A 20,889-nucleotide genomic window follows, 5' to 3' on the forward strand; every position below is an offset into this window, starting at 1 on the left:
GTCCTGTCGCTTTTTACTATTCAATTATTTTTCAGCTTTGGCTGCGTCACCAGAAGTGATGGCATCTTTTAAATCTTTATCTTTAATCTTCACGTCCGCTTTTTTGACTTCTGAATTCAGAATGTCCTGAACTTTAGTTTGGTCAATTTGAGCGACTTTCAAATCATATTCAAGATCTTTTTTCATATCTTTGTATGATTCTTTTTCTTTTGTATCAAGAAGTTGGATGATGTGGTAGCCATAATCGGATTTAATCGGCTTGCTGATTTCATCTTTCTTCATTTTGTAAGCTTGCTCTTCAAATGCAGGAACCATTTCACCTTGTCCGAACCAGCCTAGCTCCCCGCCTTTTTCAGCTGTGCCTGTGTCCGTTGAATATTCTTTGGCAAGTTTGGCGAAGTCTTCACCTTTGTCCAATTTAGCTTTAACTTCATTGGCCGTTTTTTCATCTTTCACGAGAATATGTCTCGCTTTGATTTGTGGTTTATAGTCTTCATAAGCTTTTTTCACATCAGCTTCTTTAACTTTTATATCGGCAACGGCTGCTTTTTCTTGAAGCATGCCGATTTTAAGTGCACGTTTAAGATCAGCTTCGCTCTTATATCCGGAAGAGGCCAGGGCCGTTTCGAAATTTTCACCCATTTGCGCTTTAAGTTCGTCCGTTTTAGCTTTAACTTCTTTATCCGTTACTGTATATTTTTCAGAAAGAACTTTTTCATAAACAAGTTCTTGAAGAACGGTTTCACCATAACGGTCTTTCATTACATTGTAAAATTCTTCTTTGGTTATATCCCCCGCTTTAGTTTCCACGACTGCTTCCTTGTCGCTGTTGCATGCTGTAAGTCCGATCAGCCCTGCAGTAACAGCAATCGATAATGCCCACTTCTTCATAAAAACAACTCCTAGTTATAAGTTTCTGGTTTGCTATTTTTTCGTATTTCCACAAAATTAACTATAACATATTCTGGTTACTTTACAAAAAATAATATATTGGTGCATGAATAAGATTTTTTTAAAAATGGGTGTACGCCTACCCGGATATTAATCCATTACATATGATAAATCGAGGACAACAAAAGGGGGTAGCATAATGGGTAATGAATTTAACGGAGGCTTCGCTTTGTTAGTGGTGTTATTCATTTTATTAATAATTGTAGGATCAGCCTGTTTCTAATCGGCTGCAAAATTACTAATGGAAATAGCCCACTCCTTTTGCCATGGAGTTGAATAGGATAGGGTAGCCGCTCAACAAAAAGATTTAAGTGATTTTCAAGCTATGAAAGGAATGGATTCCTTTTGGCGGATTTAAGAGTGTGCATGAAATTACAATTACTTAAGAATGGAAGGGAGGAAGATCAATGTCTGGAGGAATAGGTGGAGGCTTTGCTCTAATTGTCGTTCTTTTCATCCTGTTAGTCATCATTGGAGCTTCTTGGTGCTAAACTCATAAACAAAAGGCGAAGCTTTTGCTTCGCCCTTTTTCTTTATGTGGATAATGCCCCGGGTATCACCAATGTATGTAACAAATGATGGACATCATTTGTTGCTCATCTCTACGTATACAAAATTTCAATATAGGAGGATAATAACATAATAGTAATTAATACATTAATGGTCCTGAATACTTTTGGCTGCCGGTCTTCAGCAATTTCCTTTTGAATGCATAAAGAGTTTGTCATTCTATTAATATTATAAAGGATCAAAATAGCAAAAATAATAAACCAGAACGAGATCAAAACCTAAAATCCCTCCTTGCAAAACATCATGTATAAATACGATACCAAATTATAATGAAAAAAGATACCTAAAAATCTTAGCAGTCATCATTATGAATGAATAAGGAATCACTTTTGAATAAGTATATCGTATCCTTCGAGATGTTCCTCGATAAAAGAATGCCTTGGGGAACCAACAAGGTTTTTTATATAAATAAAATCCGATACGCATAAGCCGGTGTGCAGGGATAATAAAATAGTGAAATAATGGATGTAATGCGGAAAACTAAGGGCACAACCAATCAAAGTGACAGACATAATGACGAAAGGCAACACAAGGGTCAAGAGATAAAGATGCTTTCGAATCGGATCATGCACATTGACTCTGCATGTCAACACCAGGTTCCACTTCAAGGACCATGAAGTTTTCACTTTTTTACATAATAATCGTAAAGGTAAATAGTGTAATAGTTTGTGAACAGGATATAATAAGAGCAATAGGCTAAAAAATACCATTGTTTGATCGCCATACAAAATAACATGGGTTGAAAAGACACTTAATAATGTATAGATCAGAACAAAAGACATCAATATAGTAAAAACTGAAAAAAAGAGCAGACGGCAATTCCCATATTGTTTTGCCACGTCTATTGTTTTCCACGAATTCATTTCGAAATCAGCCCTCCAAAGCTGTTGAATATACTTACATACATTACGATGAATGGGTGGAAAAAGCAATGGAATTCTTGGATTATGTTTAAGATGAAATCACTTTGGTAAGTAAGCATGCAATGTGCAGGTTTTGAAATGGGGATCAGGCGGATTACCGAGTGTGAAGAATCAAGAATTGGTTATAAGTCTTTTATGTTAAATTGAATGATTGAATGGGGATTAGTGATGTATGAAAAATATAAATGAAGAAATGGAAATACTCCGTTTTCATCAACGGCTTTTATTAAACCTTATACGCAATCCGGAGGCCAAGTTGGACTATCTATTTGTGGAAAAAAATTTCACGAAGAAGGAAGCGGAAGAATTATTGGAAACATGTGATATCTTGAGCAAACGCTATGAAATAGAAAAAGCGGAAGGGTATATGAACTTTCGACCGCTTTTTAATCAATTTGAAAGAAAGGTTAATCCAAAAATAACTACAAAGGAATGCATTGATGCATGCATCTCACAAGGTTTATATGTATCATTCATGAAGGAAATGGATAGAGTATGAGATTAAACTGGCTCAGTTTCTTTCTCTATCTTTTTTTTTGTGATTTTACCCTCCACGTCCGTAAACTCCTGATCGATGTTATCGAAGGATCGTTCAAAGATTTGCATGAAGTCTTCACCGTATATATTTCGGATGATGGCCATCATTTCAATCATATCCGGAAACTTGCCATAAAGCTCACGCAATGGAAGTGCACCCGAGAAAGCGGAGTTCTTACTTGGGTCGTATGTCTCCATTAAATCAAGGAGAATTTTTTCACCTTCCGCTGTGATCTCTATATACGTATTCCTTTTGTCATTTTCCTTTTTTGAAAATGTTAAGTATCCGCGTTCCTCTAATTTTTTTGAAAAGTTAAATGCGGTAGAAACATGCATGACCCCAAATTTTGCAACATCTGAAATGGAAGATCCATTAAGATGGTAAGCAATCCAAAGAATATGGTGCTCATTGATGTTTAAATCATAGGGCTTGATCCATTGCTGCCAATCTTTTTCAATCGATTTCCATAATGCTTTGCTTAATTGTGCAATTCGTTGACTAAAAATCATTGCTTCTTTCATAGAATAATTTTTATTCTGCATATTATGGGCTCACCTACTTATAAGATTCTATATATTTATTATGACAATAAAATAAAAATTAATAAAGAAAAATATTTGCAAAATTTTTAGAAAATTTTAGTTTTTTTAATGAATTCTCCATTCTTCTCCAATAAATCATGTAATTTATTGGGAAAAATGGAGAATCAAGCTTGTGTGACGATGTCAGCTATTTTTAGAAGTAGGGGCGGCCGCTTCCAATTCTTTCAATGAATTTTCAATTTCCTGTACGTTCTTCAATAATTCATTCTTATTGGGTTCGATTTCCCGCTTCCAGTTCTCGATGACGACCTGAACATCCGAAATGAATGTTTTTACCGTTTCTTTGCTGATTTGTGAAGCTTCCATCGTGTCATCTTTAATATTCTGCATTTTTACCTTTAATTCATCAATTGTAGCCTTAATTTCGTCGGTATTCGTCTTGATGCGGGTCCGTAGGTCTTTACCTGAACTTGGTGTCGAAAGTAAGGTTGCCGCACCAGCTACTACTGTTCCGGTCAAAAAGCCAATTAGTAATGATTTTGCTTTCATTAGGATCACCTCATTTTATAATATGTTTTCGCTTTCCATGGTCTTAATCCCTGCTGCATCAATTGGAAATTATGATAAATAGGGAGAGAAATACTATTGATATCAAAATACCATAATTTTCATCCTTATGGAAGAGAATCGACCATTTTATCTTTATATCACAAAAATATTTTTTTAAACTTAGAGAGTAAATATATAATATTTAAAAATAACTTGAAGCTTTAATAATAATGCTTCATATAAAGGGAAGAGCGGCATATAGATAATAAAAACAAGCTGTCGGAACTTGGATGGCATTGGTGGGTTAATAATGAAAATCATTTTTTTATTAGGCATGGTATGCCTGTGCGGAATGGGGTATTTTCTAAGGCAAGCTAAATCTCCTGGCATCTATCCGCCTAGGAGGGTGCTCCAGGCTAGAGCCTTCGCTATGGGTCTCCCCGGGGTTTTACTGCTTTTCATTTGGTTTATGTGGATATTGATTCATTGACCATTGGAGGATGATTCTGACTAGAATTCCAGATTCATATGATTGGAAAAAAAAGCACCGGACTGTCCGGTGCTTTTTTAGGTATGATGATCCTGCTGCTTAAGCATTAATGGGTATATTTGATTTTCTTACGATGCCGTTCACAATTGGATAAATGATGACCATCGCAACTGTATTTAACAATACGGCAGGAAGCACAACAGCTCCGAAAAGTGCAACGAAAGGCCCTGGAAGGGAAACGATATAATAAGCCGAACCAAGGAAGACAGCGCCGGAAATCAATGTTCCAACGGCAGTCAAGATACTGACGGTGACAACGGATGTTGAAAACTTCTTTAGACTGATGAATAAAAGGTAAAACAGAAAGGCTGTTGCCAATTTGTCTATGATATTTGGGATCTGTCCTGCTGGAAATGTAGTTGTCATGGCAGAGATGGCTCCTGCTGCCAGGGCGACAATGAATACATTCTTCTTAGCGGGAAACAGGGTAATCGCCAAAAACATCATCAACAGCATCATATCCGGTTTCATTCCAAGGAAGAATCCAGGTATGATAAAATGCAGGGCAGCCCCAATCCCAATTAATAGGGACAGTGACACAAGGGTTTTCGTTTTCATTTACTCATCTCTCCTATTCTCATCTCAACTAACAGCTTTTCTTCAACAATGCACTATTGCTTGTTGCAAGAAGTTTAAAATAGTATATCATAAGACCTATTTTTTTAGAAGTTATATTTGTTTGAATTAAAGAGTTTGTGCTTCCTTCGCTTTATACGATTCCTGGAATTTCTTCATGAAATCAGCAAGGTCCTGGCAATGGGATAGAGGGATCGCATTATAGATGGATGCTCTGCAGCCGCCGATGGAACGGTGACCGTTCAGTCCTACGAATCCGGCTTCCTTCACTTCTTTAAGGAATTGCACTTCAGCTTCTTCAGACGGAAGCGTGAACGTTACGTTCATTAATGAACGGCTGTCCGGTAGGGCATGGCCTTTATAAAAACCATCACTGCCGTCGATGGCATCGTAAATGACTTTTGCTTTTTCTTCGTTGATTTCAGCAATCTTTTCCACTCCGCCCTGGTCTTTTGCCCAATCCAGCACAAGGGACAATAAGTAAATGGCCAATGTCGGAGGAGTGTTGTATAAAGAATTATTTTTCGAATGGATCGAATAGTTCATCATGGATGGGATTTTGTCATTATCCGTTATTAAATCTTTACGGATGATAACGACTGTGATTCCCGACGGGCCTAGATTCTTTTGTGCACCAGCATAGATGATGCCGAATTTACTAATATCAATCTTTTTGCTGAGAATATCACTCGACATATCGGCTACTAGAGGAATGTTGCCTGTTTCCGGGAAATCCTTCCACTGCGTTCCGTAAATCGTATTATTGCTTGTGATATGAAGATAGGCAGCATCGTCATTCAATTTGATATCTTCCACTTTAGGGATGAACGTATATTTTTCATCTTTGGATGAAGCGACTACGGCCGTTTCACCAACCTTTTTGGCTTCTTTTAATGCTTTTTCCGACCAAGAACCAGTGAGGACATAATCTGCCCTTTTTCCATCTTTCAAAATATTCATGGGAATCATGGAAAATTGTAGACTTGCCCCTCCTTGCAGCAGGAGAACTTCATAATTTTCAGGAATTTCCATAAGATCTTTTAATGATTGAATGGCATGGTTATGAATTTTTTCGAATTCGGAACTTCTATGGCTTAATTCCATGACAGACATACCGGAATCCTCAATATTCAACCATTCGTTTTGGGCTCTTTGTAAAACTTCTAAAGGAAGGGCGGCTGGCCCAGCGTTAAAATTACGTGCACGTTTCAATTTTTTTCCTCCTATGCGACTATGTGATAAAGTATTTGAGACTATTCATATATCCTACCAGAAAACTAAATTCAATTGGAGGAAAATTTAGAATTTTAAATCCGTTTTTTAATGATAGACCAAAGTAAAAAGGTCCTGCACTTTAAAGTGGGGACCAACTCGGGATCATTTTTTCAAGCAACGAAAGGAGAAAGAAACCTTCTTAACGGGCTATTGCAGTCTCATTGTATATGCTGTGCAATGGAGTCAGCGATTTGTTTTAGGTCATCCGGTGTATAGTCGCTGGTATTTGTTTTCCAAACTGCACCAAAGCCGTCACCTTCCCCATGCCGAGGAATTAAATGCATATGAAAATGGAAAACGGACTGCCCTGCAGCTTCACCGTTATTATTTAAAAGGTTTAGGCCTACAGGTTGGAATTCCTGCTTCATGGCGCGGGCAATTTCCGGCACCACTTCAAAAAGGTTCTTGGCAATCTCTGGTGTCAACTCATAAAGATTTTCCTTATGTACTTTAGGTATTACCAGCGTATGGCCTTTCGTTACTTGACTGATATCGAGAAAGGCCAAAACATGTTCATTTTCGAAAACTTTACTACTTGGAATTTCCCCATCGATTATTTTGCAAAAAATGCAATCACTCATGAATAACGCTCCTTTAAAAGTTAATGTATTTGGTTAATCGTACCATAGCTTGAATCGTTGAGAAAAGGAAAAATATAAAAACAGGATGCAACATTAAGTTGCACCCTGCCTGTCGAAAAAGGGGGTTTTGCTTCAAAATTCGCATTAGCATAAATTCTCTGCGACAAACACCTCATCTACATTGTAGTAAAATATGGTTATTATCTAAATAGAGATTTTCCATTCAAAGCAACCATCTCCTATATCTTTAAAGTTTCATCAACTTTTAAAGCATAATTGATAATTATTGAATGATTTTTCTGCTTTTACGTGCAAGAGAACCATCTCCTTGCTCGAAACGATTTTTGTTATGAAGCTTCTGGTTTAATTCAGTTTATACGTCTTTAACTGACACCTCATTTACAATATGATGTAAATCATTTGTAATAAACCTAATGGGTATTTCAGTATAATACGTCTTTAACTGACACCTCATTTACAATATGATGTGAATCACACGTAATGACTAACCCCTTCTTCCTTAATTATGATGGCCATCAAGCAGGAAAAATATAATTAGTTATTTATGGAAATTTTGTTCCGGAACACTCGACTATATAAAAGCAGGAGAATTTGATAAAATGGAAATAAGAACCTCTATATAGAAAGGATCGTTTATATGTCCTTATTGGAAATAAAGCAGTTAGTAGGCGGATACACGAAAACGCCCGTTTTAAAAGGAATAAGTTTTGACATTCAGCCAAATGAGCTGGTTGGGTTAATTGGGCTTAACGGGGCTGGGAAAAGTACGACGATTAAACATATCATCGGACTAATGGAGCCGAAAGGCGGAAGCGTCTCGATTCATGGTAAAACATTAGCTCAGGACCCGGATACATATCGAAAACAATTCACTTATGTTCCAGAAACGCCCATTTTGTATGATGAGCTTACACTTGAGGAGCATTTAAAGCTTACAGCCATGGCACATGGTTTGGCGGAAGCCACATTTAAAGAAAGGATGGACGTTCTGTTAAAGGAATTCCATATGGAGAAAAGGCTTAAATGGTTCCCGGCCCATTTTTCAAAGGGAATGAAGCAAAAGGTCATGATAATGTGCGCCTTTTTAGTACAGCCGTCTTTATATATCGTCGATGAACCCTTCGTAGGTCTTGATCCACTAGGCATTCAATCCCTGCTTGATTTGATGAGGAAGATGAAAGAGAGCGGAGCGGGAATTTTAATGTCTACACACATTCTGGCGACAGCGGAGAGGTATTGTGATTCTTTCATCATACTGCATAATGGAGAGATTCGGGCGAAAGGCAATCTTGAGCAGCTTCGTGAACAATTTTCCATGCCAGGGGCAACTCTGGACGATTTATATATCCAATTGACGAAAGAAGAAATCGGTCATGAATAGTCAAAATCTCTGGAAGGAAAGATATTTAGGCTATATAAATGAAACGCAAAAATATCTTCGTTATATTTTTAATGGCCATCTTGTTTTTGTCATGGTTTTGGTTCTGGGTGGGTTGGCTTATTATTACAGTGATTGGGTGAAGACGTTAAACAATGATTTTCCTGCTGCATTGATCATGGCCTTTGTTTTATCGATCATTGTAACCAGAAGCCCGATAAATACTTTCTTGAAAGAACCCGATACGGTATTCCTGCTTCCGCTTGAAACGAAGTTGAGAAGTTATTTCAAGAATTCATTGATATTAAGCTGGGTCATGCAGGGCTTTATTCTTCTGGTTGTCCTGATTGCATCGATACCGATGTATGCGAAGGTTACGGGTGCAGGAGGTAAGGACCTTGGAATCATCCTGGCCGTATTGCTTATATTGAAGTTTTTGAATTTGACCATGCGCTGGCTGGTATTGAAATATCAGGATACATCAGTGAGCCATTGGGACTCTCTCATCCGCTTTTTACTTAATGGCGTGATTCTTTATTTCATCTGTTCAAGGGCAAATATACTGTTTGCACTTATAACCTTCTTATTATTGTTAGCACTTTACATGTATTACCGAAGCGCGACTAAAGGTTTCGTGTTAAAGTGGGAACGACTGGTGGAACTGGAAAACAAACGGATGAATTCCTTCTATCGAATAGCGAACATGTTTACTGATGTTCCTCATTTAAAAGGGAAGGTAGCGAGAAGGAAATGGATGGACTGGCTATTAGCACTCATTCCGTATGGTGATAAGTCAACTTATACCTATCTTTACGCCCGTACCCTTCTGCGATCCAATGATTATGTGGGACTTTGTTTTCGTTTAACGATCATGGGATCCGTGATTTTAAGTGTATTCACTAACATATTTGCACATTTGATTGTTACGTTCATGTTCTTATTCATGACAGCCCTGCAACTGCTGCCGGTTTGGAAGGCACATGAGTGGAAAGTATGGGTCTCATTGTATCCATTGCCAGCAAAAATGAGAGAATCTGCAGTAATAAAACTAATTTCCTATTTCCTATTATTTGAGGACCTTGTCTTCAGTTTGGTCCTGCTAGTGAAAGGGGAATGGATGTCCGCTTTAGCCGCCTTGGCAATGGGGCTTGTTTTCATATTCGGCTTTAAAATTTATGCAACAAAGAAAATAAAAAACTTTTAAGCAGAAGCTGATTTTTCATAAAATCAGCTTTTTCTTTATTAATGTTAAAGTTGATTCCAGAAATTCGCTCCCTTTCCGCCGACGGTCTGCCAAGCCTCCTCGACGCAAGCGTCTGTGGGGTCCCGGCTAGCCAGTTTTTCGGCAGGGTGCCGCAAATTTCTTCCATCCATTAAGGATTACAGTAAAAAACATCAAGGATTATCCAGTCTAAAATCCGATTCGGGATGAGTCTAACTTACGGTTATTACATTTCAGTTGATTCCAGAAATTCGCTCCCTTTCCGCCGACGGTCTGCCAAGCCTCCTCGACGCAAGCGTCTGTGGGTCCCGACTAGCCAGTTTTTCGGCAGGAGTGCCGCAAATTTCGTCCATCCGTTAAGGATGACAGTAAAAATATCAAGGATCACCTAGTCTAAAACTTGGTTCGGAATAGACCAGCCTGCAGTTTTTATTTTAAAAAACGTTCCAGTTGATTGGAACGAAAGGTACGAGACTCCTGCGGGAAAAATGCGTCCAAGGGAGACCCCACAGGCGCAAAGAGCGCCGAGGAGGCTCCCGGACCGCCCGCGGAAAGCGAGTGCCTAGAGTGGAAAACAACGTTCGAATTTTACAAACCCTCAAAAAAACGTTCCAGTTGATTTTATGAAAATTGAAACTAAAAGCCTCATAGGGGGTATATACATATTTAACGGAGGTGTTGAATGATGGATGAATATGAACAAAAGGCATTATCTGAATTAGTATCATGGAAAAAGAAAGTAGCCAAGAAACCCGGCAGGCTTGAGCGGATGTCCAAAAAGGCGCAAATCAAATTGAATGGTTATATTCCAGACCGAGTGCACAAAGTAATTACTGATAGTATTAAAGGGATGATAGAGGCCGTATTATCAGGTTCTAAATATATGTCTAAAGAAAAAAATGTAGTGCTACTAACCTTGCAGCAAAAAGAAGAGTGGGTTGCGGAAACTGTAACGGCATATCGGAAAACGGCCGTTATAGAAGGTGTGGGAACCGGAGCGGCAGGGCTTTTAATTGGATTGGCTGATTTCCCATTACTGCTTAGCATCAAGATGAAATTATTATTCGAACTATCCCGTATATACGGTTTCGATCCAAATAAATATGAGGAACGTTTATTCATTCTCCATATCTTCCAGATGGCATTTTCAAGCGAGGGGAAGAAATTTGAAACATTACGGGTAATAGAGGAATGGGATTCAGGGAAATGGCCGGAAATAGACTGGCAAGAATTTCAGCAGGAATATCGCGACCACATAGATGTCATCAAAATGTTCCAGCTCGTTCCAGGTATTGGGGCAGCTGTCGGTGGATATGCCAACCATCATTTGTTGGAACATCTTGGGGAAACGGCTGTCCATTGTTACCGAATCAGACTTCTTAAACAGTAAGGGACGGGGATAACCCGTCCCTTCACTATTACCGCAATAAAGATTCATTAACCATTTGGGATGATTGTTTTTTATTGTGATAGGTCACCGCTGCAGTGCCTAATATTTTGGCTGCAATGAGCATCGCATTTTCATCAATGTCAAACAAAGGATGATGATGTGGATATGTATGTTCATTTTTCGGCCTGGCTCCCGTAAAGAAGAATGTACCTTTTACATTTTGTAAATAATAAGAAAAATCTTCACCTGTCATATCCGGGTCAATTTCCTCTGTAACCAAAACTTCCTTGACTGACTTAGTACTTTCGATGAGGAATTTAGTTTCCTCGACATGTGGAATAACTGCTGGATAGCCTTGAAAGTATTGATATTCATAGGTACAGTCCGCAGCTATGCAGGTTCCTTTAACAATCCGCTCCATTTCTTCGCTAATGAATGAACGGACATCTTCCTTGAATGTGCGGACGGTCCCGATTATTTTAGCCTTATCTGCAATGACGTTAAAGGCATTATCTGCTACAAAGGATCCGACGGTAATGACTGCCGAATCTATTGGGTTTAGGCGGCGGCTTACGATTTGCTGCAGGGCCATGACGAGCTGAGAGCCGACTAAGATTGCATCACGGGTTTTATGCGGCTGGGCTCCATGCCCGCCCTGCCCTTGAATGGTGATTTCAAAACGGTCAGCAGCGGCCATAAGGGGTCCGTAAGCGTATTGGACTGTTCCGGTTGGGGCCGTTGCCCATAAATGGGTGCCGAAAATTACATCCACTCCATCAAGGCAGCCAGCCTCAATCATCGGTTTGGCACCCCCTGGAGCATATTCTTCAGCATGCTGGTGGATAAATATATATTCACCTTCGAGCTCATCCTTCAGTTCATTCAGGTTTTTAGCAAGGACAAGGAGTGTCGCTGTATGGCCATCGTGTCCACACGCATGCATGACCCCGGGTACGGAAGATTTATAGTGAACTTCTTTTTCATCTTGAATGGGTAAGGCGTCGAAATCAGCGCGCAATGCTACGGTTTTACCAGGCTTACTGCCTGTGACCTTGGCGATAACACCATTACCGCCTACATTCGTCCGGTGTTCGATTCCAAGTTTTTCATAATATCCAGCGATGAAGGCCGCCGTTTGGGTTTCTTGAAAAGAAAGCTCGGGGTGTTGATGAAGATAACGCCTGATGGAAACCATTTCTTCATATGAACCATCCAGAAGATCGTGTAATCGCTGTATCATTTTGCACCTCCCAATGATTGGATTAATTGTAAGTAGTATATCATATTCTGAATGATCCAAAGTGTATTAAATACCTTCAGGAGAGATATATAATGATTAAATATTTCTGGATTGCTTTGGTTTTGCTTTGCGTGTTGCTATTCTTTTTTTTTTGTGCATGAAGTCCAAAGGGAGGAGGCTTTAGCGTTCGATACATATATTACGGAACTTTTTTCCGTAGGGGAAAATACTTTTTCGCTCACTTTCTTCAAGTCCATTACCTATCTTGGGAAATCCAAATTCATTGGTTTTGGAAGCATATTATGTGTTCTAAATTTGTGGATAATGAAGAAGGACTATTGGAACATGGCCGCTTCTCTATCGGAATTGCTGAGGGTGATGTGTTAAACGGGTGGATAAAAAATTATGTTAAAAGAGTGCGCCCTGAAAATCATTTAATGGAGACCACTGGCTTCAGTTTTCCAAGTGGCCACGCATTGTGGGCATTATTTTCTTCATTATGGTAGCTTATTTAATCATGAATGAAATGAAAGGAAACACATTGAAAATGGGCAATGGGAATTGGTTTCGTTTGTCTGGTCCTGCTGATCGGTGTCAGCAGGATCATTATGAAAGTTCACCTTCCAACTGATATCTTGGCAGGTTTTGGTTAGGGGCGGCATATAGTTTAATCTTGTTTAAATTGTATAAATTCCTGGGATCTAGATGCTTTGGATAAAGGATTCTGATGAAATATATGTAAATATTGCTTGCATTTCCCCGGAAATAAAGAAGGAATTTGTCGGATTGTTATAGGGTTATATGACTTTTAGCGTCCAAATAACGTTCTGCATTACTATGAAGGGGCCCATCCTTTAGGATGGGCCCCTTATTAAGCATTAAATAGTCTATTCCTCAGAATCTTTCACCAATGTATACTGCGTTACAAAGGCTTCACCTGAAAACAACTTCTGGCTGGAATTCGTAACAGGAGGTTTGGAGTCACTGTTATGCGCCTGCTGGAATGAACTGGATTTCTTCCAGTTCATAAAGTCCGATTGTTTTTCCCAAATCGTTAAGATTACATATGTTTCAGAGTTGATTGGACGCAGGATACGAAGGGCAACGAAGCCTGGTTCATTTTCAATGAATCCGGCCCTGTTTTTAAAACGGTGTTCAAATACCGGCCGTCCTTCCTCACTGACAGGGATATTGTTCATGACCACATATCCATGATCTTGAAGAGTTCCCTTCCCATCGACTACCTCATATTTTCGTGGCGAGCTGAAGAGCGTTTTACCTGTAGTTTCATGTAAAAGGACTGTGTTTTGAGCATTCTGCATAAGTAATATTTTTTCATTCGGGTGTTTATCTTTTTTTAATTTCAAAAAATCATAAGTACCTGAAGTGATGAATACATTCATAAATTCCCCTCCAATTTCTATATAGTACCTGTATACCCATTTTACCCAATGAATAGAGCTTTTACCATTTCCAAACTAACCATTAAGCTGGCAAACCGGTAAGATACATATATAAAAGTCGATTTTTTGACAAATATATTATAGAAAAAGCTATAGTTTAAGGAGATTCGATTTGAAATTCAACATCCTTCTGATATTCTATGTAGGTAATGAATAAAAATAGAAACGTGATTGCTTGAAAGGTGGATATTAATGTCTAAGGAAATTACGAATGATACATTTTTAAAAGCTGCAAGAGGAGAGAAAACGGATCATGTGCCTGTTTGGTATATGCGTCAGGCTGGCCGTTCACAGCCGGAATACCGTAAATTGAAAGAGAAGTACTCACTTTTTGAAATTACTCATCAGCCGGAATTATGCGCTTATGTAACTAGATTGCCAGTTGAGCAATATGATGTAGACGCTGCGATTTTATATAAAGATATAATGACACCGCTACCAGCCATTGGTGTCGATGTTGAGATTAAGTCCGGAATCGGTCCAGTCATAGCCAATCCGATCCAATCGGTGACGGATGTTGAAAAATTAGGTGAATTGAACCCAGAGAAAGACATTCCATATGTGTTGGACACGATTAAATTATTGACCACGGAGCAATTGTCCGTTCCTTTGATCGGTTTCTCAGGGGCTCCTTTCACCATTGCTTCATACATGATTGAAGGCGGCCCCTCCAAAAACTACAATAAGACGAAAGCTTTCATGTATTCCGAGCCAAAGGCCTGGTTTGCATTAATGGATAAGTTAGCGGATATGATCATCATCTATGTCAAGTCGCAAATCAAAGCCGGCGTTAAAGCCATCCAAATCTTTGATTCCTGGGTGGGTGCTTTGAATGTTGAAGATTACCGCGTATTCATCAAGCCGATCATGACTCGTATCTTTTCATCATTGCGTGAAGAAAATGTACCGCTAATCATGTTCGGGGTCGGCGCAAGTCACTTGGCACTTGAGTGGAATGATCTTCCGATTGATGTAGTCGGGCTTGATTGGAGACTGCCAATTACAGAAGCAAGACAAATGGGAATCCAGAAAACGGTACAAGGTAATCTAGATCCTGCCCTGCTATTATCATCATGGGATGTTATAGAAGAACGGACGAAAAGGATCCTCGATCAGGGCATGGAGCAGGACGGCTACATCTTTAACCTTGGTCATGGGGTTTTCCCTTCCGTAAATCCGGAAACACTGAAGAGGCTGACCGCTTTCATTCATGAATATTCATCAAAAATGAAGTAATGTGAGCGAACCATTTGCTAAAACTCCTTAATTGGATGCACAATAAAAGAACGAAATCTTTAAAAGAGGTGTAACTTCATGTCAAGAAAAAAAATGGGCCTTTTAGTCATGGCTTATGGTACTCCATACACTGAAGAGGATATTGAAAGGTATTATACACATATTCGTCATGGGAGACGGCCAAGCGACGAATTGATTGCCGACCTAAAGGGCAGATATGAAGCGATCGGTGGATTATCCCCGCTTGCAAAAATAACGGCAGGACAAGCTGAAGCGCTTGAAAAGAAATTGAATTCCGTTCAGGAGGAAGTTGAATTCAAGGCATATCTTGGCCTGAAGCATATTGAACCTTTTGTTGAAGACGCAGTGAAACAAATGCATGAAGATGGAATCAAAGAAGCGGTCAGTATCGTATTGGCACCGCATTTTTCAACATTCAGCGTGAAGTCTTATAATGGACGTGCCCAGGATGAAGCCGCTAAATTGGGGGATCTGACCATCACTTCCGTTGAAAGCTGGTATGATGAGCCAAAATTCATCCAATATTGGGTAGACCAGGTAAAAGAAGTGATTGGGAAAATGACCTCGGAAGAACGCGATAATTTCGCTTTGATTGTGTCGGCACATAGCCTCCCGGAAAAAATCTTGCAATCGGGAGATCCGTATCCAAATCAACTGAAAGAAACGGCAGACATGATCGCTGAAGGCGCAGGGGTTACCAATTATGCAGTAGGCTGGCAAAGCGCTGGACAAACTCCTGAACCATGGTTGGGACCCGATGTACAGGATTTAACCAGAGATCTTCATCAAGCAAAAGGTTATAAAGCTTTCATATATATTCCTGTTGGCTTTGTTGCCGAGCACCTTGAAGTCCTCTATGATAACGATTATGAATGTAAGGTTGTGACGGAAGAGATTGGCGCAGGCTACTATAGGCCGGATATGCCCAATGTTAAACCTGAATTCATCGATGCTTTGGCCACGATCATTTTAAACAGATTACAGGAAAAATGATCAGTCAATAGGGGAAAATTAGTTTAACCATGCTTGCCATGTGCTCTGCATATTTTCATTTGAAGTTATGTTATTCACTGGAAAAGCGACGCTGCCTTTGGCCTAGCAGATTTAAATATGTATTTTCGAAAAGTGGCTGTCCAGTAACGGGGATGGCCATTGTTTCTCTTGGGAATTGAAAATATAATTGAAAAAACTGAAAATTTTTGGTATGATATCGTTGAACATAATGACTGTTTTGTCCGTCTGGTCAGAATTGAGGTGGGAAATGTCTGTTGATCGTAAAAAATTAATTTTGGAAGCTGCGACCAAGTCGTTTTCACTTTTTGGCTATAAGGCAACGACGATGGATCAAGTCGCTAAAATTGCCAATGTGGGAAAAGGGACCATTTATACCTTTTATAAAAATAAAGAAGAGCTATTTAAAGAAATCGTTCAGCGGATGATAGAGGAAATGAAATATGAGGCGGAACAATCTTTGGATGACCAACTCTCCTTTTTTGAAAACCTGCATCGGGCCGTTTATCGAATTCTGGAGTTCAGGCAGGAACATCAATTATCATTAAAACTTCTTCAGGAAGAGCGGGAAATTGGTACGCCGGCCGTTCAGGAAATGGTTAATGAAATGGAAGAAGCCATTGTATCCTACATTAAGGAAAAACTAAAAATTGCGATTGATAAGGGCCATATACAACCTTGCGATCCGGAGATAACAGCTTTCCTGATGCTAAAGATGTACCTTGCCCTGATCTTTGATTGGGAAAGGAACCATGCCCCATTAGAGAAAGAGGAAATTGCTGAACTATTTAAAATATATTTGTTCAAAGGATTATCCGTTACGTGATCATTCTATTTTTTTGCTGAAAGGCAATGAACCCCAATAAAAGAAGAGATGCCGATCATCGGCATCTCTTCTTTTATTGGGGTTTTTTTCAGCTGCGAAACCGAAACATCTATGAATTCATCCTGCTATTTGGGATAGGATGGTGAAACATAAAGACTACTACTCTCCAGAAAGGCAATGATCACAGTGGTTTCCATAACATTCGTGCTGTTCTTCAATTTTTTTTCCGCATTCCGTGCATTGTTTCGGTGGCAGATTTTTAAAGAACTCAACGCTACTTTGAATCATGAACATCATCTCCTGAATTTTTTATTATTCGCTTTTCTATGGTTTTATTGTATTATAACAGATTTGAGATGTCAATGAATGTTTTATAACATAAGTAAAAAAGGTGAAATAAGGGCAAGAATAGTTTATATTAATGGGGAAGTCATTGAGAGAAAAAAAGGAGTGCCTAAGAATGAAAATCACCGTAATTGGGTGCTGGGGCGGTTATCCAGCTAAAAATGAGGCAAGTTCCGGCTATTTGCTTGAATATGAAGATTTTCGCATTCTGCTTGATTGTGGCAGCGGTGTCCTATCACAGCTTCAAAACCATATGAAGCCGGAGGATCTTGGTGCAGTTGTATTATCCCACTATCATCCTGATCATGTAGCGGATATTGGTGTCCTGCAGCACGCTGCGTTCATACAGCAGATATTGGGCAGCGAAAAAAGGACGATTCCTATATATGGTCATGATTTGGACGAAGTCGAATTTGGTAAGTTAACATACAAAGACGTGACAAAGGGGATAGCCATCTCTGCTGATCACGCCTTAACCATTGGACCGTGTAAATTTACGTTCATGAAAACAAAACATCCAGTCCCTTGTTTTGCAATGAGGATCGAAGCTGAAAATCATTCGATAGTTTACACAGGTGACAGTTCATATATGGATGAGCTTGCAGATTTCGCTAAAGACGCAAATGTTTTATTATGTGAAAGTAACTTTTACAGTGATATGGATGGTTCAAAGGCGGGGCATATGACGGCAAGGGAAGCGGGTCTGCTGGCAGAAAAGGCTGACGTCCAGCTGTTGCTGTTAACTCACCTCCCTCATTATGGGAATCTTGATCAACTGAAAAAAGAAGCATCCGAGGTATTTAAAAGGGAAATAGCTGTAGCCAAAACCAATCTCGAGTTCCAACTTTAAATGAAACATCAGTGATATGAAGTCTACAAGGAGGAACAACTGTGCTTTTTATTGATAATAAGGGAATTACAGATCCAAGAATTAACCTGGCCATCGAAGAATATGCGCTTAAACATTTAAACATAGATGAAACATATCTTTTATTTTACATTAATCGACCTTCAATCATCATAGGCAGAAATCAAAATACGATCGAAGAAATCAATTCCGATTATGTAGATGAAAAGGGCATTACAGTTGTTCGCCGCCTTTCCGGAGGTGGAGCGGTTTATCATGACCTAGGGAATCTCAATTTCAGTTTCATTACGAAAGACGATGGGGACAGTTTCCATAACTTCAAGAAATTCACCCAGCCTGTCGTGGAAACGCTCGAGAAACTAGGAATACATGCTGAATTGAGCGGTCGTAACGATATTCTGGCTGAAGGAAAGAAAATTTCGGGAAACGCGATGTTTTCAACGAAGGGCAGAATGTTCAGTCATGGAACATTGCTGTTTCAATCAGAAATGGATCACATTGTATCCGCTTTAAAAGTGAAAAAAGATAAAATCGAGTCCAAAGGGATTAAATCAATAAGAAGCCGTGTCGGTAATATCGCCGATTTTCTAAAAAAACCGATGTCTGTTGAAGAATTCCGTTCATTCCTTCTGCAAAATATTTTCAAAGAAACCGGAAAGGTTACAGAGTATGTTTTAACAGAAACGGATTGGGAGAAAATTCACGAAATCTCGGAAGATAGGTATCAAAATTGGGAGTGGAATTACGGAAAATCACCTAAATTCAACTTGCAAAACTCACATAGATTTCCTGTGGGATCTGTTGATATCCGCCTTGAAGTGAACAGGGGAATCATTGAAAACTGTAAGATCTACGGTGATTTCTTCGGGGTTGGAGAGGTCGCGGATATTGAACGAAAGCTTACTGGAACACGCTATGAAAAGGAAGCAATCAGCAGAGTACTGGATGAGATCGATGTTCGTCATTATTTTGGCAATGTAACAAAAGAAGAAATATTGGCTTTAATATATTAAGCCTGAAAGCCGTCCCGACTTATTAGGACGGCTTTTGTGACTAATAATGACAGTAATTGCTTGAATATGGATAAAATGGTTGATGTGATCGCATTCTTTTAATATAATAAAAATGTATTTAGTTCACCATAAAAATGAATGACCATTCATTCATGCTATTTGCAGGGGAGGGAGAAAGATGAATTTATCTGAACAGCTTCATCAAATGGCTTTAAAAAAGGCGGATAAGCCAGCATATTACTTTTTGGATCAATCCACTTCTTATGGGGAATTGGATAAAGCCGTTACGAAGTTCGCGGACGAATTACATAGGCTTGGTGTTTCAAAAGGTGATAACATTGCGCTGTTATTAGGCAACTCTCCACATTTCATCATTTCATTGTATGGAGCTATGCGAGCAGGGGCGACCGTAATTCCCGTCAATCCAATATACACACCTGACGAGATTGGTTATATCCTGAATAATGGCGATGTAAAGGTTGTTGTGGCATTAGATAAGCTTTTACCCTTACTGGAGAAAATGAACCCTATCCTTTCAAGCGTAGAACAATATGTAATTTGTGAAACGCAGCCGCATAGTGGGGATAGTAGCGAATTTAACATCTGCAATAAAATGAAATCGTTTACAAAAATGGTCGAATCGGGGGATGAAGGCTTTAAAGGTCCTGAGCTGGATACTGAAGATACGGCAATCATACTTTATACTTCCGGGACAACGGGGAAACCAAAGGGGGCCATGCTCACACATACCAATATCTACTCCAATGCACATGATATTGGTGAATATTTAAATATCACGGAAAGTGACCGTGTCATTACGACATTGCCAATGTTCCATGTTTTCAGTTTAACGGTAGTTGTGAATGCCCCGTTGATAAGCGGAGGTACGCTTTTAATTGTCCCGCAATTCAGTCCAAAGGAAATATTCAGGCAAATCAAAAAATATGATGCAACCGTTTTTGCTGGCGTGCCTACGATGTATAACTTTCTTTTTCAATATCCAGATGCGAAAGAGGATGCTTTGAAGTCTTTGCGGATATGCATATCTGGCGGATCCGCCATGCCAGTGTCCTTGCTTGAATCATTCGAGCGGAAATTTAATGTTAGGGTTTCAGAAGGATATGGCTTATCCGAAGCTTCCCCTGTTACCTGCTTCAATCCTTTGGACCGTCCAAGGAAGGCGGGTTCCATCGGTACATCCATCCTTAGGGTGGAAAACAAAGTGGTCAATGAGCTTGGAGAAGAAGTGCCGATCAATGGTGTAGGAGAATTGATTGTCAGGGGTCCGAATGTAATGAAAGGTTATTATAAAATGCCTGAAGAATCAGCCGCTGTCTTGAAAAATGGCTGGTTATATACAGGCGATTTAGCCAGGATGGATGATGAAGGCTACTTTTTCATTGTAGATCGTAAAAAGGAGCTTATCATCGTCGGTGGCTATAATGTCTATCCACGTGAAGTGGAGGAGGTTTTGTATGTCCATCCTGAAGTAGTTGAGGCAGCAGCCATTGGCGTTCCCGATCCCAATCAGGGGGAAGTGGTTAAATGCTTTGTGGTAAAGAAAAACAATGCATTGACCGAGGAAGAGCTGCTTGCCCATTGCATGGAACACTTGGCCAAATATAAGGTGCCGGCAAAAATTGAGTTTTTGGATGAACTTCCAAAAAACGCGACCGGTAAAATTTTACGACGTTCCTTGAAAAACCATGTACTGCAAAACTGAATTACATTGATCATGAGGAGATCATTGCCTATAACCGGCAATGGTCTTTTTTGTACAACCAAAGTGTATGAGGTTGC

The 20,889-nt window shown here is 39.4% G+C and carries 24 protein-coding genes and 1 pseudogene; 14 read left to right on the forward strand and 11 right to left on the reverse strand.

What is annotated here, in order from left to right:
* Window positions 1-24: 24 nt before the first annotated feature.
* Window positions 25-891, reverse strand: coding sequence for a peptidylprolyl isomerase (locus OTG27_RS07455; RefSeq protein WP_057275796.1), 867 nt, complete (start codon window positions 889-891; stop codon window positions 25-27).
* Between the two features lie 199 nt (window positions 892-1,090).
* On the opposite strand from OTG27_RS07455, the gene OTG27_RS07460 reads away from it, so the two are divergent.
* Together OTG27_RS07460 and OTG27_RS07465 are read left to right on the forward strand one after the other, a co-directional pair.
* Window positions 1,091-1,174, forward strand: a complete 84-nt coding sequence (locus tag OTG27_RS07460) for a YjcZ family sporulation protein (RefSeq protein WP_268564358.1) — start codon at window positions 1,091-1,093, stop codon at window positions 1,172-1,174.
* 184 nt (window positions 1,175-1,358) lie between these two features.
* The gene (locus tag OTG27_RS07465; RefSeq protein WP_057275797.1) at window positions 1,359-1,442 is read left to right on the forward strand and encodes a YjcZ family sporulation protein; all 84 of its coding nucleotides are present in this window, start codon (window positions 1,359-1,361) and stop codon (window positions 1,440-1,442) included.
* A gap of 111 nt (window positions 1,443-1,553) precedes the next feature.
* On the opposite strand, the gene OTG27_RS07470 is transcribed toward OTG27_RS07465, so the two are convergent.
* Complete coding sequence (locus OTG27_RS07470) at window positions 1,554-1,736, reverse strand: hypothetical protein (RefSeq protein ID WP_034314696.1); 183 nt, start codon at window positions 1,734-1,736, stop codon at window positions 1,554-1,556.
* 108 nt (window positions 1,737-1,844) lie between these two features.
* The gene (locus OTG27_RS26660; protein WP_053534079.1) at window positions 1,845-2,384 is read right to left on the reverse strand and encodes a DUF3267 domain-containing protein; all 540 of its coding nucleotides are present in this window, start codon (window positions 2,382-2,384) and stop codon (window positions 1,845-1,847) included.
* A gap of 232 nt (window positions 2,385-2,616) precedes the next feature.
* On the opposite strand from OTG27_RS26660, the gene OTG27_RS07475 reads away from it, so the two are divergent.
* Window positions 2,617-2,943, forward strand: a complete 327-nt coding sequence (locus tag OTG27_RS07475) for a DUF1878 family protein (RefSeq protein WP_053534080.1) — start codon at window positions 2,617-2,619, stop codon at window positions 2,941-2,943.
* Between the two features lie 2 nt (window positions 2,944-2,945).
* Here OTG27_RS07475 and OTG27_RS07480 read toward each other — a convergent pair whose 3' ends face one another.
* On the reverse strand, window positions 2,946-3,524 hold the full coding sequence (locus OTG27_RS07480; RefSeq protein WP_034314691.1) for an HTH-type transcriptional regulator Hpr: 579 nt from the start codon (window positions 3,522-3,524) through the stop codon (window positions 2,946-2,948).
* 183 nt (window positions 3,525-3,707) lie between these two features.
* A complete protein-coding gene (locus OTG27_RS07485; protein WP_057275799.1) occupies window positions 3,708-4,073 on the reverse strand; it encodes a YtxH domain-containing protein in 366 nt (121 codons plus the stop codon).
* 310 nt (window positions 4,074-4,383) lie between these two features.
* Between OTG27_RS07485 and yhzF the strand changes: the two genes are divergently transcribed.
* On the forward strand, window positions 4,384-4,563 hold the full coding sequence (gene yhzF, locus OTG27_RS26830) for a membrane protein YhzF (protein WP_483878184.1): 180 nt from the start codon (window positions 4,384-4,386) through the stop codon (window positions 4,561-4,563).
* A 99-nt stretch (window positions 4,564-4,662) separates the two neighbouring features.
* Here yhzF and OTG27_RS07490 read toward each other — a convergent pair whose 3' ends face one another.
* The 3 genes from OTG27_RS07490 to OTG27_RS07500 all read right to left on the reverse strand — a co-directional run bounded on the left by OTG27_RS07490 (window position 4,663) and on the right by OTG27_RS07500 (window position 7,055).
* Window positions 4,663-5,181 carry a tryptophan transporter gene (locus OTG27_RS07490; RefSeq protein ID WP_063577111.1) on the reverse strand — a complete coding sequence of 173 codons (519 nt, stop codon included), beginning with the start codon at window positions 5,179-5,181 and terminating at the stop codon, window positions 4,663-4,665.
* Window positions 5,182-5,307: 126 nt separating this feature from the next.
* On the reverse strand, window positions 5,308-6,411 hold the full coding sequence (gene serC / locus OTG27_RS07495) for a 3-phosphoserine/phosphohydroxythreonine transaminase (protein WP_268936634.1): 1,104 nt from the start codon (window positions 6,409-6,411) through the stop codon (window positions 5,308-5,310).
* 221 nt (window positions 6,412-6,632) lie between these two features.
* Window positions 6,633-7,055 (reverse strand): HIT family protein, encoded by a 423-nt coding sequence (locus OTG27_RS07500; protein WP_057275801.1) that lies wholly within the window; start codon window positions 7,053-7,055, stop codon window positions 6,633-6,635.
* Between the two features lie 658 nt (window positions 7,056-7,713).
* Here OTG27_RS07500 and OTG27_RS07505 point away from each other — a divergent pair.
* The 3 genes from OTG27_RS07505 to OTG27_RS07515 all read left to right on the forward strand — a co-directional run bounded on the left by OTG27_RS07505 (window position 7,714) and on the right by OTG27_RS07515 (window position 11,066).
* Window positions 7,714-8,457 (forward strand): ABC transporter ATP-binding protein, encoded by a 744-nt coding sequence (locus tag OTG27_RS07505; protein ID WP_048677969.1) that lies wholly within the window; start codon window positions 7,714-7,716, stop codon window positions 8,455-8,457.
* Complete coding sequence (locus tag OTG27_RS07510) at window positions 8,450-9,658, forward strand: ABC transporter permease (RefSeq protein ID WP_098865880.1); 1,209 nt, start codon at window positions 8,450-8,452, stop codon at window positions 9,656-9,658. The genes OTG27_RS07505 and OTG27_RS07510 overlap by 8 nt, the downstream gene beginning before the upstream one ends.
* A gap of 700 nt (window positions 9,659-10,358) precedes the next feature.
* Window positions 10,359-11,066 carry an EcsC family protein gene (locus OTG27_RS07515; RefSeq protein ID WP_307730030.1) on the forward strand — a complete coding sequence of 236 codons (708 nt, stop codon included), beginning with the start codon at window positions 10,359-10,361 and terminating at the stop codon, window positions 11,064-11,066.
* Between the two features lie 28 nt (window positions 11,067-11,094).
* Here the strand turns inward: OTG27_RS07515 and OTG27_RS07520 are convergent, their stop codons facing one another.
* Window positions 11,095-12,306, reverse strand: a complete 1,212-nt coding sequence (locus OTG27_RS07520; protein ID WP_098864182.1) for a M20 family metallopeptidase — start codon at window positions 12,304-12,306, stop codon at window positions 11,095-11,097.
* 374 nt (window positions 12,307-12,680) lie between these two features.
* Here OTG27_RS07520 and OTG27_RS07525 point away from each other — a divergent pair.
* Window positions 12,681-12,782, forward strand: a pseudogene (locus tag OTG27_RS07525) (phosphatase PAP2 family protein); the annotation flags it as partial.
* A 411-nt stretch (window positions 12,783-13,193) separates the two neighbouring features.
* Here the strand turns inward: OTG27_RS07525 and OTG27_RS07530 are convergent.
* A complete protein-coding gene (locus OTG27_RS07530; RefSeq protein WP_057275807.1) occupies window positions 13,194-13,709 on the reverse strand; it encodes an antibiotic biosynthesis monooxygenase family protein in 516 nt (171 codons plus the stop codon).
* Window positions 13,710-13,961: 252 nt separating this feature from the next.
* Here OTG27_RS07530 and hemE point away from each other — a divergent pair, with 252 nt between their 5' ends.
* The 3 genes from hemE (at window position 13,962) to OTG27_RS07545 (ending at window position 16,863) form a co-directional block, all read left to right on the forward strand.
* Window positions 13,962-15,005: a uroporphyrinogen decarboxylase gene (gene hemE / locus OTG27_RS07535; RefSeq protein WP_057275808.1), complete on the forward strand. Its 1,044-nt coding sequence runs from the start codon at window positions 13,962-13,964 to the stop codon at window positions 15,003-15,005.
* Between the two features lie 78 nt (window positions 15,006-15,083).
* Complete coding sequence (gene hemH, locus OTG27_RS07540) at window positions 15,084-16,019, forward strand: ferrochelatase (protein WP_034314663.1); 936 nt, start codon at window positions 15,084-15,086, stop codon at window positions 16,017-16,019.
* Between the two features lie 268 nt (window positions 16,020-16,287).
* Window positions 16,288-16,863: a TetR/AcrR family transcriptional regulator gene (locus OTG27_RS07545; protein ID WP_057275809.1), complete on the forward strand. Its 576-nt coding sequence runs from the start codon at window positions 16,288-16,290 to the stop codon at window positions 16,861-16,863.
* 159 nt (window positions 16,864-17,022) lie between these two features.
* Here OTG27_RS07545 and yhfH read toward each other — a convergent pair whose 3' ends face one another.
* A complete protein-coding gene (yhfH, locus tag OTG27_RS07550) occupies window positions 17,023-17,151 on the reverse strand; it encodes a protein YhfH (protein ID WP_065310849.1) in 129 nt (42 codons plus the stop codon).
* Between the two features lie 172 nt (window positions 17,152-17,323).
* Here yhfH and OTG27_RS07555 point away from each other — a divergent pair, with 172 nt between their 5' ends.
* The 3 genes from OTG27_RS07555 to OTG27_RS07565 all read left to right on the forward strand — a co-directional run bounded on the left by OTG27_RS07555 (window position 17,324) and on the right by OTG27_RS07565 (window position 20,812).
* Window positions 17,324-18,058 carry an MBL fold metallo-hydrolase gene (locus OTG27_RS07555; protein WP_063577104.1) on the forward strand — a complete coding sequence of 245 codons (735 nt, stop codon included), beginning with the start codon at window positions 17,324-17,326 and terminating at the stop codon, window positions 18,056-18,058.
* A 41-nt stretch (window positions 18,059-18,099) separates the two neighbouring features.
* Window positions 18,100-19,089 (forward strand): lipoate--protein ligase, encoded by a 990-nt coding sequence (lplA, locus tag OTG27_RS07560; protein WP_268936635.1) that lies wholly within the window; start codon window positions 18,100-18,102, stop codon window positions 19,087-19,089.
* A gap of 178 nt (window positions 19,090-19,267) precedes the next feature.
* Window positions 19,268-20,812: a fatty acid--CoA ligase family protein gene (locus OTG27_RS07565; protein ID WP_268936636.1), complete on the forward strand. Its 1,545-nt coding sequence runs from the start codon at window positions 19,268-19,270 to the stop codon at window positions 20,810-20,812.
* Window positions 20,813-20,889: the final 77 nt, after the last annotated feature.

The sequence above is a fragment of the Peribacillus sp. AS_2 genome (assembly GCF_026891895.1).
Classification (GTDB): domain Bacteria; phylum Bacillota; class Bacilli; order Bacillales; family DSM-1321; genus Peribacillus; species Peribacillus frigoritolerans.